General features: G+C 64.7%; 11 protein-coding genes and 1 tRNA gene. 8 read left to right on the forward strand and 4 right to left on the reverse strand.

Going from position 1 to position 14,700, the window contains the following annotated elements; translation table 11 throughout:
• Positions 1–28 precede the first annotated feature (28 nt).
• The 4 genes from BRSPCE3_RS24430 to BRSPCE3_RS24445 all read left to right on the forward strand — a co-directional run bounded on the left by BRSPCE3_RS24430 (position 29) and on the right by BRSPCE3_RS24445 (position 6,337).
• On the forward strand, positions 29–1,075 hold the full coding sequence (locus BRSPCE3_RS24430; RefSeq protein WP_244068838.1) for a carbonic anhydrase: 1,047 nt from the start codon (positions 29–31) through the stop codon (positions 1,073–1,075).
• A gap of 322 nt (positions 1,076–1,397) precedes the next feature.
• Positions 1,398–2,468 (forward strand): hypothetical protein, encoded by a 1,071-nt coding sequence (locus BRSPCE3_RS24435; protein WP_244068840.1) that lies wholly within the window; start codon positions 1,398–1,400, stop codon positions 2,466–2,468.
• A gap of 352 nt (positions 2,469–2,820) precedes the next feature.
• Positions 2,821–3,888: an AAA family ATPase gene (locus tag BRSPCE3_RS24440; RefSeq protein WP_244068841.1), complete on the forward strand. Its 1,068-nt coding sequence runs from the start codon at positions 2,821–2,823 to the stop codon at positions 3,886–3,888.
• Positions 3,800–6,337 carry a S8 family peptidase gene (locus tag BRSPCE3_RS24445; RefSeq protein ID WP_244068842.1) on the forward strand — a complete coding sequence of 846 codons (2,538 nt, stop codon included), beginning with the start codon at positions 3,800–3,802 and terminating at the stop codon, positions 6,335–6,337. The genes BRSPCE3_RS24440 and BRSPCE3_RS24445 overlap by 89 nt, the downstream gene beginning before the upstream one ends.
• A gap of 204 nt (positions 6,338–6,541) precedes the next feature.
• Here BRSPCE3_RS24445 and BRSPCE3_RS24450 read toward each other — a convergent pair.
• The 4 genes from BRSPCE3_RS24450 to BRSPCE3_RS24465 all read right to left on the reverse strand — a co-directional run bounded on the left by BRSPCE3_RS24450 (position 6,542) and on the right by BRSPCE3_RS24465 (position 10,685).
• Positions 6,542–6,617, reverse strand: a tRNA-Thr gene (locus BRSPCE3_RS24450).
• Positions 6,618–6,725: 108 nt separating this feature from the next.
• Complete coding sequence (locus BRSPCE3_RS24455) at positions 6,726–8,519, reverse strand: heme biosynthesis protein HemY (protein WP_244068843.1); 1,794 nt, start codon at positions 8,517–8,519, stop codon at positions 6,726–6,728.
• Positions 8,520–8,540: 21 nt separating this feature from the next.
• Positions 8,541–9,821, reverse strand: a complete 1,281-nt coding sequence (locus tag BRSPCE3_RS24460; RefSeq protein ID WP_244068844.1) for a COG4223 family protein — start codon at positions 9,819–9,821, stop codon at positions 8,541–8,543.
• Positions 9,822–9,956: 135 nt separating this feature from the next.
• Entirely contained in the window at positions 9,957–10,685 is a 729-nt protein-coding gene (locus tag BRSPCE3_RS24465) for a uroporphyrinogen-III synthase (protein WP_244068845.1), read from the reverse strand.
• A 187-nt stretch (positions 10,686–10,872) separates the two neighbouring features.
• Here BRSPCE3_RS24465 and tsaD point away from each other — a divergent pair, with 187 nt between their 5' ends.
• The 4 genes from tsaD to BRSPCE3_RS24485 all read left to right on the forward strand — a co-directional run bounded on the left by tsaD (position 10,873) and on the right by BRSPCE3_RS24485 (position 14,637).
• Entirely contained in the window at positions 10,873–11,946 is a 1,074-nt protein-coding gene (gene tsaD, locus BRSPCE3_RS24470; RefSeq protein ID WP_244068846.1) for a tRNA (adenosine(37)-N6)-threonylcarbamoyltransferase complex transferase subunit TsaD, read from the forward strand.
• Between the two features lie 13 nt (positions 11,947–11,959).
• Positions 11,960–12,937 carry an NAD(P)H-dependent glycerol-3-phosphate dehydrogenase gene (locus BRSPCE3_RS24475; RefSeq protein ID WP_244068848.1) on the forward strand — a complete coding sequence of 326 codons (978 nt, stop codon included), beginning with the start codon at positions 11,960–11,962 and terminating at the stop codon, positions 12,935–12,937.
• 104 nt (positions 12,938–13,041) lie between these two features.
• Positions 13,042–14,145: an alpha/beta hydrolase gene (locus BRSPCE3_RS24480; protein WP_244068849.1), complete on the forward strand. Its 1,104-nt coding sequence runs from the start codon at positions 13,042–13,044 to the stop codon at positions 14,143–14,145.
• 78 nt (positions 14,146–14,223) lie between these two features.
• On the forward strand, positions 14,224–14,637 hold the full coding sequence (locus BRSPCE3_RS24485; protein WP_244068851.1) for an EVE domain-containing protein: 414 nt from the start codon (positions 14,224–14,226) through the stop codon (positions 14,635–14,637).
• The last annotated feature ends 63 nt before the right edge of the window (positions 14,638–14,700 follow it).

Consider the following 14,700-nt stretch of genomic DNA (forward strand, 5'->3'; position numbering starts at 1 on the left):
CAGCCATCGCAGCCGCATTCATCTCCGTGTGATCGCTCGCCGCCCCCTCGGCGGCGTCATCGACGGGAAGTTCTGTCATCCTCGCCTTGCTGCAAATCTTGATCTGGATCAACGGCGGCTTTGCAATGGATCGCTCAATAGGATTGCAATTTCTGTTCGTCGTCCACGTCGCATTTGGGTGCCCGATCAGTCCCAGCACGGCCCGGCCATCATGAAGACCTTCGATATCACCTATCGCTACAGCAGCGACGATGCGGCGATCAGGCCGGCTCCACCGGACAGCGATGCGGCCCTGCTCCGCCTGGAACAGGGCAATAACAGCTTCGCCACGCTGCTCGACCACGACGAGGACGAGAACGTGGTCCAGCAGATCATCCCGGTCGATCTGCGCGACCTCGGCCTGCTCGCCGACAGCGCCGTGCCGAAGCAAAGACCGTTCGCAGCCGTGCTCGGCTGCTCCGACGCCCGTGTGCCCGTCGAGCTCATTTTCAATGAAGGGCCGAATGATCTCTTCGTGGTCCGCGTCGCGGGCAACGGCCTCGGCATAGAGGTGCTGGGAAGCCTCAAATACGCCGTCGAGAACCTTGGCGGCAGCCTCAAGCTCATCGTCGTGCTCGGCCACAGCGGATGCGGCGCGCTCACGACGGCCGTCGATGTGTTCCTGAATCCGCGCGAGTATCTGCCGCTCGCGACCAAGCGTTCGCTCCGCAGCATTCTCGACGGTGCGCTGGTCGTGGTGCAGGCTTCCGAAAGAAAGCTCATCGCCGCGTTCGGGCCAACTGTGGTGCAACGCGCCGGATATCGAAAAGCCCTGATCGAGACGTCTGTTGTCACCAACGCCGCGCTGGCGGCCTACTCGATCCAGGAAGAACTGAGGACCAACGCCTATACCGGGATCGCGGCGGTTTACGGCGTCTATCTGCTGGAGAGCCGCGCGATCTGGGCTCCGCACGCCGGCGACGCCGACGGAATCGGGCTCGCGGCAGCGCCGCTAGATCTTGCAGCGTTCGTCGATCTCGGCGACGCCATCGTGCAGTCGCGGCGCATTGCATCGCTGGTCAACGCGAAGGCCTGACCGGAGGCGTCTTCCGGGTCCGAAAGCCCTTGCAGGGAGACGAGCCACGTCGGGCCCACGATCTCGTGAGATGCATCACGCAAAGGACGGTGGCCGCCGACTGGTCGGCGTGGTCCAGTCGGATTGTTGGAACTCGGTCCTGTGGGTCGTCCCGCATCACTGTAGTTTTGCACCTTGAGATATGGTCTCGGCGCAACGCCGCTTGCCCGTACACGCCAGCACCCGCGGCACAAGCCCGTGTGCCGTGCCTCCGACGATGATGCGGGAATAGATTCGCCGGTCTGGCCTTCTCTTTCACGATGCCAAAACCCTGGAGAGTTCAGTGAGTGCATTCGAACAAAGTCGTGTACGGTCGGGCGACGCCGGCCTGACGAATACGGCTGCCGAAAAGCTCCGCTCGATGATCCCGGCGGCGGGAGCGCTGGCCTATCCGTTCCTGCTCGATGCATTTCATCGCGCGGTCTCTCCCGCCACTGGTGCGATGTCGTTTGGGCGGCTGGTTCTGGCCGCGCTTTGCCTGCTCGCCGCGACCGCCGCGCCGTTGCTGGGTCTTGCCTGCGCTTACTGGATGACCAAGGCCGCGGCTTCGTCATTCGAACTGCGCGCCTGGCGGTTGGCCTATCTCAGCATCGCTGCGCCGCCTTTGTTCGTGCTGACCGGCGTCGGCCTCGGACTGCTGCACATCCCCGTCAGCGACGAGCTCGTCTGGGTCGCAGGCTGGCTCGCCGCGTGTCTTTATGTCCTCTTCAGCACCAAGCAGAGCGAACGCGCGCCAAGCTCAGCCGCGGCTGATCCATCGATTACCAAATGGCGCGTCACGCATGGCGTCGCCGCAGCGGTCATCCTGATCTACGTCGCGTTCCATCTCACCAATCATCTGCTGGGCTGGCTCGGACCCGAGGTTCATGCCGCCGTGATGAAGATGGGGCGCACGGTCTATCGATCGTCCCTGATCGAGCCCCTCTTCGTCGGCCTGATGCTGCTCCAGGTCGCCGTCGGCGTGCGGCTCGCCTGGCGCTGGAGCGCGGCGCCTGCGGATGCCTACCGCGTGTTCCAGATCGGCTCCGGCGTCTACCTCGCGGCGTTCATCGTCACCCATTTGAATTCCGCGCTGGTCTCGGCGCGGGCCGTGCACCACATCGACACCAACTGGGCCTGGGCGTCGGGCGCACCTGTTGGCCTGATCCACGACGCCTGGAGCATCCGCCTGGTGCCGCACTACGCACTCGGCGTGTTCTTCGTGCTTGCGCATCTGGCGTCGGGATTACGCGGCGTCCTGATCGCGCATGGCGTCGCCACCGCGATCGTCAACCGCGTCTGGGCCACCGGGCTTGCGGCGGGCGGGCTGGTCGCGGTTGCGATCATGAGCGGGCTGTGTGGGGCACGGATCTAGGGTTCAGACGGGTGGCAAGCGCGAGCCCGTTGAGAGAAACATCGACGCCGTCAAGCTGACCTCTTCGGAGGGTGCTGTCCTACAGGTCGACGCCGAGACCGACCCGGGTGGCGCCGAAGGGGTGAGGACCTTCGGCGGAAGTCATGCCCATCGCAAAGGCGGCCTCGAAGCTGTCTCGAACGCGCCCGCCGATCGCTTTTCTGAAGAATTTCCAGTATCTTAAGATGATGCCTCGATGATCTGGCGCCAACCCTTCACTTCCATTCGGAACACGGGCTCTCGCCCTGTTGTTCACAAGGGGGCGCCGTTTGTATCAGTGTGGCGATGCAAATATCCGTGTAGGTTGTCCACCATGGCCAAGAGCGATCTTCTCATTTCACTCGTGCGAGCCGGCGCCGCCGGCGACAAGTCGATGTTGCGCTCGACCGTGGAAGCACTGGTGGCCGATGAACGTGCCAAGAGCCATCACGCAGTCGCGGACCGGCTCGAACGGGCTTTGCAGGCGGTCGCCGTTACGCCACCGAGTTTGGCCACATCTCAGCGATCCGCCCACGCGAACGGTCGTGATACGATCTTAGAAGTTACAGCGCGCATTTCGCTTGACGACTTGGTGTTGCCGCTTCCGGCGAGAGCCGAAGGACTTCAATTGATCGAAGAACACGTGCGTGCCGACGTACTTCGAGCGAACGGATACGAGCCGCGGCATCGCATTCTGCTATCTGGCCCCCCTGGAAACGGCAAGACTTCCTTTGCAGAGGCCATTGCTGAAGGTCTCGCCTTACCGTTCTTTGTTGTTCGCTACGACGCATTGGTTGGAAGCTATTTGGGCGAGACGAACGCGCGCCTTCGCGCGCTCTTCGACTACGCGCGCACTCAACCATGCGTCCTGTTTTTCGACGAGTTCGACGCGATTGGCAAGGAACGTGGCGATGATCATGAGACCGGAGAAATCAAGCGCGTTGTTTCATTCTTATTGATGCAAATCGATAAGCTTCCGAGCTACGTCGTTACTATCGCGGCAACTAACCATGCCGAATTGCTCGATAGGGCCGTCTGGCGTCGTTTCCAATTAAAACTGTCATTTCCAGCGCCGCAAATTGCGGAGATCGCTCGCTATATAGAACGCGTCATTGCGAGCTGGCCAGAGCGGCCGACGCTGACACCTAACGAACTCGCGCAAAAAATTGAAGCGACCTCATACGCGGAGATCTTGGATTTCCTCCAGAATGTCAGGCGCCGGCAAATCTTGGGTTTGGGGGAGGTCTCAATAAGCTCTGCGCTTTCTTCCGAGTTCGCCAATTGGTCATCACGAGTAAAGCCAGAGAACATTTATGGTGGGCGATCCAACGATGCCGCTGCTGCGGCTACAGCCGGGCAACCAAGAAGCAAGGCCAACAGGCAGACAACAGGCGATACCTAGGCCCACCCCTTTTTCTCCGGCCACACAGAATGCTGCATTCGGCCCTCGTTTTCGGCGGCTCGAGGAGGCATTGGCCAGAGACCCATCTGGATTGTCGCTACGTACCGATCTCGCCGCGTTAGCGCCGGAACGACTACTGGTGTTTGAAGTTCGAGGCGCCATCGCAAATTTTGCGACCGCAATTCGAAGGATACCCGGCCTCGAACTGATTGACGAAGAGGAGCTTGAGGGCGACGACAAAGACAAGTCTCCGGAAGCCTACCTGCTCGTGCCGGATACTGTGGCGCTACACAACATCCTCTCGCTTTGGAAGCGATGGACCACTGGACAGGAGCTTGGAACCGGATTTGCTCCGTGGCGCGATGTTTTCGCAACTCTCCGAGAAATCAGAGTTTGGGGACCGAGCGATCGTGTCCAAGAGGGCGATCGCGAAATTCTAGCTGAGGAGATCGAATTGATGGGAGAAGATCAATCTCTCATCATCGAAATCGAGTTGGTTTTTCGCGCGTCAGAGGAGCTAGCCTCAGACACGGAACGGGCTGTAATCGGCGAGATTGCTGCGGCTGGCGGTGCGCTTGTTTCAAGGTGCCGCATCCCCGACATCGCTTATCACGCGATCCTTGCCCGTCTACCCGTGGCCGCGATCCGACAGATCGCGGAACGCTCTTCAACTGGCATTAGTGGCTTGGATGCGGTGATGCATATTCGGCCACAGAGTGTGGCGCTGCCAGTCGAAGTAGATGACACGGTCGAACAAGCGGGCCTCATTCCGCCACCACCTGGTAACGGAGAGCCAATCCTCGCTATCTTGGACGGGGTTCCCGTTTCAGCGCATCCTTTGCTTCGTGGCCGACTGAGTGTCGACGACCAGTTCAATCTTGAGCCGCTTGCGGTCGTGGAAGAAAGAACCCATGGCACAGCGATGTCTTCGCTGGTTGTGCATGGCGACCGCAACATCGTTGAACCACCTTTGGGACGCCGAATTCATTGCGTGCCGGTGCTCGGCGAAGCTGATCAGTTCCCTCAAGATCGGCTAGTCGTTGATTTGATCTATCAGGCCGTAACGGCAATGCGTCGAGACGCCGATCCGACTGCTCCGTCCGTCCTGATAGTGAATCTCTCGCTCGGAAACGTGCGAAAGCCATTTCAGGGGCGCCTTTCGCCATGGGCCCGACTTATCGACAGATTGTCACACAGCTACGGAATTTTATTCTGTGTGAGCGCTGGCAATCATACCGAGCGGTTCAATATCGCTTCGATTGCCACGATGGGCCAGTACGAAGCGACGACACAGCCCGATCGCGCAAAGTGCACACTTGAAGCGCTATCTCAATTGGTCGCATCGCGGCGGCTGCTCTCCCCTTCCGAAACAGTCAATGGAATTACGGTTGGCGCAGCGAACATCGATGCCGTCAGCGACGGGCAACGACGCACCGCACGAAACCGCGTCGATCCGTACCACCCGATGGTGACCGCCAATCCATCTAGCAGCTTAGGTCCGGGGTTCGCGAACAGCGTTAAGCCTGACATTCTGATGCCGGGCTCTCGTGAGCATTTGACTATGGTAGCTAGTGGAGCAGGACTGAGTGTCCAGCCGGCGGCACCGGCTCGACCACACGGTCTCAAAGTGGCGGCCCCGCCCCGTGGCGGTGCCGCCAGCATGGAGCATTATACTAGCGGCACAAGTGCTGCCGCAGCGCTGGCATCTCGCACAGCTCACAGAATACATGACGCACTGGAAACAGAGTACGGTGAACAGTTTCTTGCGCTATCTCTCCATCAACGTGCCGTCATCCTTAAGGCCCTGCTCGTTCATACTGCGGCGTGGCCAGCGGATAGCGCAGAGCTCATTAGAGGCGTGCTTGGCCCCGCTGATCCTAAGCAACACGTTCGACAGAGAGACAATATTCGCCGGTTCTTAGGCTATGGCGTAGTGGACGCGAGTGACGCCATTTATTGCGCTTCCGATAGAGCGACATTCTGGGCGGCCGGATCGCTGGCCCCCGAGACCCGGCGCCCCATCGTCGTTCCGCTGCCGGCATGCATGAGCGGACAGGCTCTTCCGCACTCCGTAAGTGCGACCCTTGCTTGGTTTACGCACGTGCAGCCCGGCAGACAATCATATCGGTCGGTAAGGCTGTCACTACTGACGGCTAACGATATCGACCAGTTTCGGGTATCGCTCGCAAAATCACAGCCCAACACCCATCAGGCAAGTCGGGGCACCGTAATTTCTCGACGATGGCAGGGGAGCAAGGCTCCAGCATTAGCGGCAAATTCTTCAATAGAGTTAGTGGTTCAGCGTGAGCCCGACCGGGGCGCACGGATCGACGAGTTGGTTCCATTCGGCCTCGCCGTCACTGTGACCATGCCGAGCGTTGCTGAAGTCTATAGTCAAGCCCGGGCCAGAATTACACCGCCCGTCCGCGTCCGCGCGAGAACGCGCTGATCCTTAATTGCTAATAATTGGACAACGTCCCGAACATCGCGGGGCTCGGCTTTGATGACGCGATTGGCAGCAAATCGCGAGAAAGCATCTACCGAATGCGCGGAAGACATCGGACGCATGCGAACGTCGGCGAAGGAAAACTCGCTCTATTCTGAGGCTTCCGTCATTTTCGCGGAGGTAACGAATCAAGGGGGGTCTGAAAAATGGTGCCGCAAGAGGGACTCGAACCCCCGACCCCGTCATTACGAATGACGTGCTCTACCAACTGAGCTATTGCGGCGAACCGTTCGGCGACGGCCGGATCATTCGCGCCACCTGATATCGGGCATGACCCCGATTGGCAAGAAGATGCGGTTATTTAACCGCACGGCCGTTACCTAACCCCGAATTAGCTTCCCAAACGTGACAGAAATCCGCGCCAGCCGCCGGTCTGGGCCTTGGGCGGGCCGATTTGTTCCGCAAATTCGTCCACGGCGCCGTCCTCGTCGACCCCGGGGTCGTCGGGGGCCCGGACGATCGGGATCACGGCCGGAATCGGCGCCGGCGCGGCCTTGGGCAGGTCGGTCCTCGACCGGAACAGGGGGGCAGGCGCCGGGGCAGCCGGTTCGGCGGCCGGCGGCGGAGCGGGCTCCGGCGGGGCAGGCTCGGGCGACCCAGGGGCGGGCTCGGCCTCGATGGCTGCCGGCGCCGGGGCGTTGTCCTGCACGGGCGGCACGGCCGGCTCCAAGGGTTTCATCTCGACCGGCTTGATCTCGGCCGGCTTTGCCTCGACGGGCTCGGCCGGTTTGGCGTCCACCGGCTCGCCGGCCAGTTCCTTTGCCACCTCCTTGGGCGGCTCGACCCGGCGCGGCGCCAGCATCGCCTCCTCGAACGGCGAGGGCTCGATCGCCTGGCCCTTGTCTGATGGCAGCGCCGCCACCGGGGTCTGCCACTGGAAGGCATCGAGACGGCCGGTGACCGGCGACACCGGCCGCCAGCGGTCCGAGACATAGCCGTCGGCAGTCCACACCGGATCGTGCAGCGCGCGCACCGCGCGCAGGGTCCAGGCCCGCGCCCGGCCGCTGTCGCCATGCTCGGTGCGCTCGATCTCGGCCATCAACAGCGCGACGCGCTGCGTCGGCGCTGCCGTGAACGGCTCCAGCGCCGCACGCGCCCTGGCGAATTCGGCCGCATCGATCGCGGCGCGCGCGATCGCCAGCGCGCCTTCGATATGACCGGGTGTTTTCGCCGCCAGCGTCTCGACCCGCACCAGCCGCTGGCGCGCGGAATCGCCGAGCCGGACATGCGAATAGGCATCGGCGAGATCGGGATGCGGCTGCGCCAGCCACGCGGTCTCGACGATGCGCATCGCACGGCGCACCTGATGCGCCTCGCTCTCGAACTTGGCCGCCAGCACCGCGGCCGGGATCAAGGTCGGCGCCAGCTTGAGCGCCTCCATCGCGCTCGACCGCGACAGATCGCGATCGACGGTCTCGAACTCCAGCGCGCGCGCCGCCAGCAGCACGCCGCGCTGCCGCCGGTAGGTCGCCTTGTCGATCAGTCCGGCGGTCTGGTTGTTGTCGATGATCGACAGCGCGCCGGCCCAATCGCCCTTGGCGCAACAGAAACCGAGCACCGCATGCGAAGCCCATGACGACGACGGCGACATCTTCAGCGCCTCTTCGGCGATCATCACCGCCGCCACCGGATCGTCGGCGCGCTGCGCCTCGATGAACAGGCCGCGCAGGCCGAGCAGCCTTGTGTCGGCGCGCTCGGCCATGGCGCGGAAGGCGCGTTGCGCACCGTCGCGGTCGCCGTCGAGCTGCGCCGATTGCGCGTGCAGCAGCAGCGCCAGCGGATCGCCTCCGGCATGGCGCCGCGCGGTCTCGGCATGGGCGCGCGCCGCGGAGGAATCGCCATGCCCGATCGCGAGCAGGCCTTGCGTGATGGCGTGACGGCCGCGGGCGTGACGCCGCTCGCGCCGGCCGCGGCGGATGTGGCCCGGGATCTTCCATAAGCCGCGCAGGATCACGCCGGCGACCATCGCGACGACGATGACGAGGCCGAGCAGATACATCGGCTGCTTCGACGTGAAGCGCAGACCGCCCCAGTTCAGCACGAGATCGCCGGGCTGATCGGCCAGCCAGGCCGCACCCGCCGCGGCGAGTGCGATCAGCAGCAGGAACAGAATGATCCGGATCATCGAGAACCTACTTGCAAGGACTTACTGGTTGACCGTGGCGAGCGCCGCCATGGCGTTGTCGGCAAATTTCCGCGACGCGTCGAGCGCGGCGCGGCGCGCGTCCACCCTGGCGAGCCAGCCTTGCGCCGCGGTGCGGTCGGCCGGCGGCAGCGACTTCAATTCGCGCTCGGTCAATGCGAGGTCATTATGCACGGCCGCGGATGTCACGCGCGCGACGATGCTGCCGCGATCGGTGCCGGTGCCGTCGGTGCGCTCGATCTGGATCAGCGTGGAGGCACCGGCCTTCAGGCGATCGACCAGCCCGGCGCTGGCCGCCGCGGCTTCCGGCGGCGGCGGCGCGAGCTTCGGCACGATCTCGATCAGCTCGCGGCACAGCACGTTCGGGCTCGGCACGCCTGAGGCCGCAAACGGCTCGAGCGGCTTCAGCACCGCGGCATCGTCGGACAGCGACTTCGCGGTTTCGAGCGCGGAGGAAAAGGGATCGCCGTGCCGGACCGCGCCATCGAGCAGCGATGCCGCGACCACGCGGCGCAGCGGCACATCGTCCGCCTTCGCCTCGGCCTTGGTGTCGGCGATCTTGCCGTCCTGTCTGGCGATCGCAGCACCCTGCGCCTTCACCGCGCCCTCGACCTTGTCGATCCGCGCCGTGATGCCGGAGATGTCGGGCGCAGCCGCGCCATCGCGCGGCGCCGCCTTGGCGTCGTTGACGGCGGCAGCGAGCTTGTCGGATTGCGCCCGTGTTGCGGCGAGCTCGGTGCGCAGCGCGGCGATCGATTTGTCGAGCGCCTCGAGCCGCGCCGTTGCCGCGGGATCCGCGGCCGCAGCGAGAGGCTTGCCGGCTTTGGATTCAAGCGCGCTGACGCGGGTGCCGAGCTCGCCGACGGCATTGGATTGCGGCGCGGCGGCCTGTTGCACCGCGGGCCAGCCGAGCAGCCAGCCGACCCCGATGACCAGGGCCGCCGCGACCGCGCCAGAGATCGGCGCCACCACCCAGGGCGACACCGGCCGCGCCGGCTCGGCGTCCGGCGCCGCTGCTGCGGTCTCGGGCTGCGGCTCGGCTTGAGGTGCGGCATCGACCTGGGGCTCCACCCCGAGGGCTGCGGCGTCCACAGACGGCTTGCCGGCGTCCTTTTCAGCGTTCTTGTCAGCATTCTTGTCAGCATTCTTGCCGGGCTCTTCGGTCCCCTCCGCCTTCGAAGGCTCGCTGGCGATCTCGGTCGCCTGAAGATCGATGGTCGGCGGCGCGCGCTTGGGCCGGGAATCCGGCGAAGGTCCTTGGTCGTCGGGCCTTTCTTCAGCCATCGCGGGGGTCCTCAAAACTACTGGCCGTACATTGTAGCAGAATCGGCCCAAATTCTTAGGCACGAAGTCCTTAGAGCACGATCCTGAAAACCGAGCATTGCCTAACATCATGGTCAGACGAAAGAATTATTCGCCTCACGGCCGCATTGTGCGCACCAGCGCCTCCAGCAGGGCATTTTCGTCTGGCTGTGCCGCCACCACCACCTTGGTCGCGCCGGCGTCATGGAGCACCGCGGCGACGGCGGCCGAGATGCAGCATTGCGGCAAGGCGAGCGCCGAAATCTCCAGGCCGTCGGCCCGGATGGCCTCCAGGAATGCCTGCGCGCTGCGCCGGGAATAATGCAGCACCGCGGTGATCCGGTTGGCCAGGAAGGCGTCGCTGACCTCCCTCGGGAAGGCGGCCACCGGCGCCATCCGGTAGGTAGCGTGGGTGACGACGCTCAAGCCCTTTTCGCTGAGCTCGCCGGCGAGATCGCGCGACAGGTCGGCGCCGGCGAGATAGAGCAGCGCGGCCGAGGGCTCGAGCTCGCCGGCCTTGACCCGCGCCAGCACGAGATCGCGCAGGCTCACCGCATCGCCTTTCGCCACGATCACTCTGTCGAAGCCGGCGGCACGCGCGGCATCGGCGGTATGCGCCCCGACCGCGAACAACGGCAGGCGCAGCAGCCGGCCGGCACTGAACCCCTCCGCGCGCAGCGCATTGGCGCTGGTCAGGATGACCGCGTCATAATCCGCATCGTCGTCGTGGAACGGCAACGGTTCGAAGCGCAGCACCGGCGCCGCCAGCGCATCGAAGCCGCGCCGGCGCAGCGCCGCGAGCGTCGCGTCATTGTCCGGATGCGGTCGTGTGACAAGGACGGTCACGCCTCAGGCCTCCAGCCCGGTAAATTCGACCTTGCAAATTGGGCCTGGCCGACCGATTGCACTTTGCGACCTCGCAATGCTACCCCGGAGGGGACATTTTGATGACCATGATCTTGCCGGAAACCGGTTCCGGCCCGTCCGGATCATGCTGGTAGCACAAGGGCCGAAATTGGGACACGAACCACCGATGCTGGTGCTGGGGATCGAGACCACCTGCGATGAAACCGCAGCCGCCGTGGTCGAGCGCCAGGCTGACGGACAGGCACGGATCCTCTCCAACGTGGTGCGCTCGCAGACCGACGAGCACGCGCGGTTCGGCGGCGTAGTGCCGGAGATCGCGGCGCGCGCGCATGTCGACCTGCTCGACGGGATCGTCGACAGCGCCATGAAAGAGGCCGGCGTCGGCTACGGACAATTGTCGGCGGTCGCGGCAGCCGCCGGCCCCGGGCTGATCGGCGGCGTCATCGTCGGTCTCACCACGGCGAAGGCGATCGCGATGGTGCACGATACGCCGCTGATCGCGGTGAACCATCTCGAGGCGCACGCGCTGACGCCGCGGCTGACCTGCGCGCTGGCATTTCCCTATTGCCTGTTCCTCGCTTCCGGCGGCCACACCCAGATCGTCGCCGTGGTCGGCGTCGGTGAATATGTCCGGCTCGGCACCACGCTCGACGACGCGATGGGCGAGGCGTTCGACAAGGTGGCGAAGATGCTGTCGCTGCCCTACCCCGGCGGGCCGGAGGTCGAGCGCGCGGCCGCCGGCGGCGACCCGACGCGGTTTGCGTTTCCGCGCCCGATGCTTGGCCGCCCCGATGCGAATTTCTCGCTGTCGGGATTGAAGACCGCGGTGCGCAACGAAGCGGGCCGGCTCGAGCCGCTGGAACCGCAGGACATCAGCGATCTCTGCGCGAGCTTTCAGGCCGCAGTGCTGGAAGCGACCGCGGACCGGCTGACCGTGGGCTTGCGGTTGTTCGAGGAGCGGTTCGGTACGCCGCGCGCGCTGGTCGCGGCCGGCGGCGTCGCCGCCAACCATGCGATCCGCAGCGCGCTGCAGGACGTCGCGGCGAAAGCGCAGACCACGCTGATCATCCCGCCGCCGGCGCTCTGCACCGACAATGGCGCGATGATCGCCTGGGCCGGCGCCGAACGGATGGCGCTCGGCCTCACCGACACGATGGAAGCGCCGCCCCGCGCGCGCTGGCTGCTCGATGCAAACGCCAAGGCACCGGCCGGCCACGCCAACAGCCGCGCCGGATATTGAACTGAGGGTTTTGATGCCCGCACATAGCTCAGTCAGCGTGATCGGTGCCGGCGCCTGGGGCACCGCATTGGCCGATGTCGCCGCGCGCGCCGGGCGTGAGGTGACGCTGTATGCGCGCAATGCCGAGCATGCCGCGCAGATCCAGGCGACGCGGAGCAATCCGCGGCTGGCCGGTGTCCAGCTGCATCCCGGTATCGCGGTGACGCCGGATATCGCCGCGGCGGCGCGCGCGGACATCGTCCTCGCGGTCACCCCGGCGCAGCATCTGCGGGCGGCGGTCAGCCATCTTGCCCCCCACCTGAAGCCTGAGACGCCGGTCATCGCCTGCGCCAAGGGCATCGAGCACGGCACCCACAAATTCATGACCGAGGTGATCGCGGAAGCCGCACCGCGCGCGGTGCCGGCGATCCTGTCGGGACCGAGCTTTGCCGACGACGTCGCGCGCGGATTGCCGACCGCCGTGACGCTGGCCACCAGGGACGAGGCGCTAGCGCGCGCGCTCGTGCAGGCACTCGGCTCGGCGACGTTCCGGCCCTATCACAGCACCGACGTGCGCGGCGTCGAGATCGGCGGCGCGGCCAAGAACGTGCTGGCGATCGCCGCCGGCATCGTGGTCGGCAGGAATCTCGGCGCCTCCGCGCTGGCGGCGCTGACCACGCGCGGCTTCAGCGAGCTGGCGCGATTGGGCCGCGCCTGCGGCGCGCGCACCGAGACGCTCGCCGGCCTGTCAGGCCTGGGCGATCTGCTGCTGAGCTGCTCGACCGCGCAATCGCGCAATTTCGCGCTCGGCCTCGCGCTCGGGCGCGGCGAAGCCGCCCCGGTCGGCAAGCTCGCCGAAGGCGCATTCACCGCGCCGGTGCTGTGCGAGCTCGCCGCGGCGCAGAAGGTCGAGATGCCGGTGTCGAACGCGGTTGCGGCGATCCTGAGCGACCGGCTGACCGTCGATGCCGCGATCGAAGGCCTGCTGACGCGGCCGTTCAAGGCCGAGTAACGTCACGAAGCGGAGCTTCACGATTTGCGTGGCCCGTACTAGCGTGGCGGCGAACCGTCGGATCCCGGTCGAACAAATCGAACAACGGATCCCAAGGAAAACCCATGCGTCAACCGCATCGCGCCCTCCTTTCGATCGGCCTTCTCTCGATCAGCCTCGCCGTAGCCCACGCCCAATCCGCAACCTCCTACGACGAGCTCGCCAAGAGCGAGGCGGCCGCCAATGCCAGCGACGGCAAGCGGGTCGCGCCGCTCAAATCGATCGGCAATCCCTCCGCCGACGTCTCGGCGGAGATGCAGGCGATGATCGGCACGCCCTATCCGCCGCATTTCAACGCCGATCCGAAAACGCCTGCGGAATGGAAGGAGCTGATCGATCGCCGCGCCAAGCAGGCCATCGCGAATATCCCGGCGATGAAGGCGAAGCTCGGCGTCAAGGTCGAGGAGACAAAAATTGCCGGCGTGCATTGCTATATCGTGACGCCGAACAAGATCGCGCTGGAGAACCGGCGGCGGCTGCTGATCCATGTGCATGGCGGCGGCTACGTGTTCGGTCCCGGCGAAGCCGCGTTGCCGGAAGCGATCATGATGGCCGGCTTCGGCGGCTACAAGGTGATCTCGGTCGACTACCGGATGCCGCCGGATTTCCCTTATCCGGCCGCGATGGACGACGCGATGGCGGTGTGGAAGGAAGTGTTGAAGTCGCACGAACGCCACCGGCTGGCGATCTTCGGCACCTCGACCGGCGGCGCGATGACGCTTGCGATGGTGCTGCGCGCCAAGGACGAGAAGCTGCCGCTGCCCGCCGCGATCGCGCCGGGCACGCCGTGGTCCGACATCGACAAGATCGGCGACAGCTATGCGAGCAACGAGTGGGTCGACAATGTGCTGGTGACCTGGGACGGCTGGCTCGGCCGCGCCGCCAGGCTCTACGCCAACGGCACCAGCCTGAAGAATCCCTACATCTCGCCGATCTACGGCGACTTCAAGGGCTTTCCGCCGACCATCCTGACCTCGGGCACGCGCGATTTGTTCCTCAGCAACACGGTTCGCACCCATCGCAAACTGCGCCGCGCCGGCGTGATCGCCGATCTCAACGTCTATGAGGGGCAATCGCACGCGCAGTACCAGATGAACATCGATGCGCCCGAGACCAAGGAAGCCTTCACCGACATCGCCAAATTCTTCGATCGATACTTGAAACAGTGATGTGAGACAGATGCCCGCGCTTGTCGCGGGCATCGGCCTGGTTATAGATTGCAGCGCAATCGAACGAGGTGAGTTGCGATGAATTACTGGCTGGTGAAATCCGAGCCGTCGGTCTGGTCGTGGGATCAGCAGGTCGCCAAGGGCGCCAAGGGCGAAGCCTGGACCGGCGTGCGCAACTTCACGGCGCGGCAGAACCTCGTCAACATGAAGAAGGGCGACAAGGCGTTCTTCTATCATTCCAACGAAGGCAAGGAGATCGTCGGCATCGCCGAGATCGTCAAGGAGGCCTATCCCGACCCGACCGACAAGACCGGCAAGTTCGTCTGCGTCGACATCAAGGCCGACAAGCCGCTGAAGATTCCGGTGACGATGGCCGCGATCAAGGCCGACAAGAAGCTCGCCGAGATGGCGCTGGTGAAATATTCCAGGCTTTCGGTGCAGCCGGTGACGGCGGAAGAATGGAAGTACGTCTGCAAGATGGGCGGGCTGTAGCGCTCCCTTTACTGTCGTCCCGGCCTAGTGCGCAATTGCGCACGGGGGGGGCGGGACGACGAG

Origin of the sequence: Bradyrhizobium sp. Ce-3, from assembly GCF_022835695.1 — a bacterium.
Taxonomy (GTDB): Bacteria; Pseudomonadota; Alphaproteobacteria; order Rhizobiales; family Xanthobacteraceae; genus Bradyrhizobium.

Excerpts from the sequence above, each read along its gene's own strand:
- BRSPCE3_RS24440 (WP_244068841.1), top strand. The coding sequence starts at position 2,821 with ATGGCCAAGAGCGATCTTCTCATTTCACTCGTGCGAGCCGGCGCCGCC.
- BRSPCE3_RS24445 (WP_244068842.1), top strand. The coding sequence starts at position 3,800 with ATGGTGGGCGATCCAACGATGCCGCTGCTGCGGCTACAGCCGGGCAAC.
- BRSPCE3_RS24455 (WP_244068843.1), bottom strand. The coding sequence starts at position 8,519 with ATGATCCGGATCATTCTGTTCCTGCTGCTGATCGCACTCGCCGCGGCG.
- BRSPCE3_RS24460 (WP_244068844.1), bottom strand. The coding sequence starts at position 9,821 with ATGGCTGAAGAAAGGCCCGACGACCAAGGACCTTCGCCGGATTCCCGG.
- tsaD (WP_244068846.1), top strand. The coding sequence starts at position 10,873 with ATGCTGGTGCTGGGGATCGAGACCACCTGCGATGAAACCGCAGCCGCC.
- BRSPCE3_RS24475 (WP_244068848.1), top strand. The coding sequence starts at position 11,960 with ATGCCCGCACATAGCTCAGTCAGCGTGATCGGTGCCGGCGCCTGGGGC.
- BRSPCE3_RS24480 (WP_244068849.1), top strand. The coding sequence starts at position 13,042 with ATGCGTCAACCGCATCGCGCCCTCCTTTCGATCGGCCTTCTCTCGATC.
- BRSPCE3_RS24485 (WP_244068851.1), top strand. The coding sequence starts at position 14,224 with ATGAATTACTGGCTGGTGAAATCCGAGCCGTCGGTCTGGTCGTGGGAT.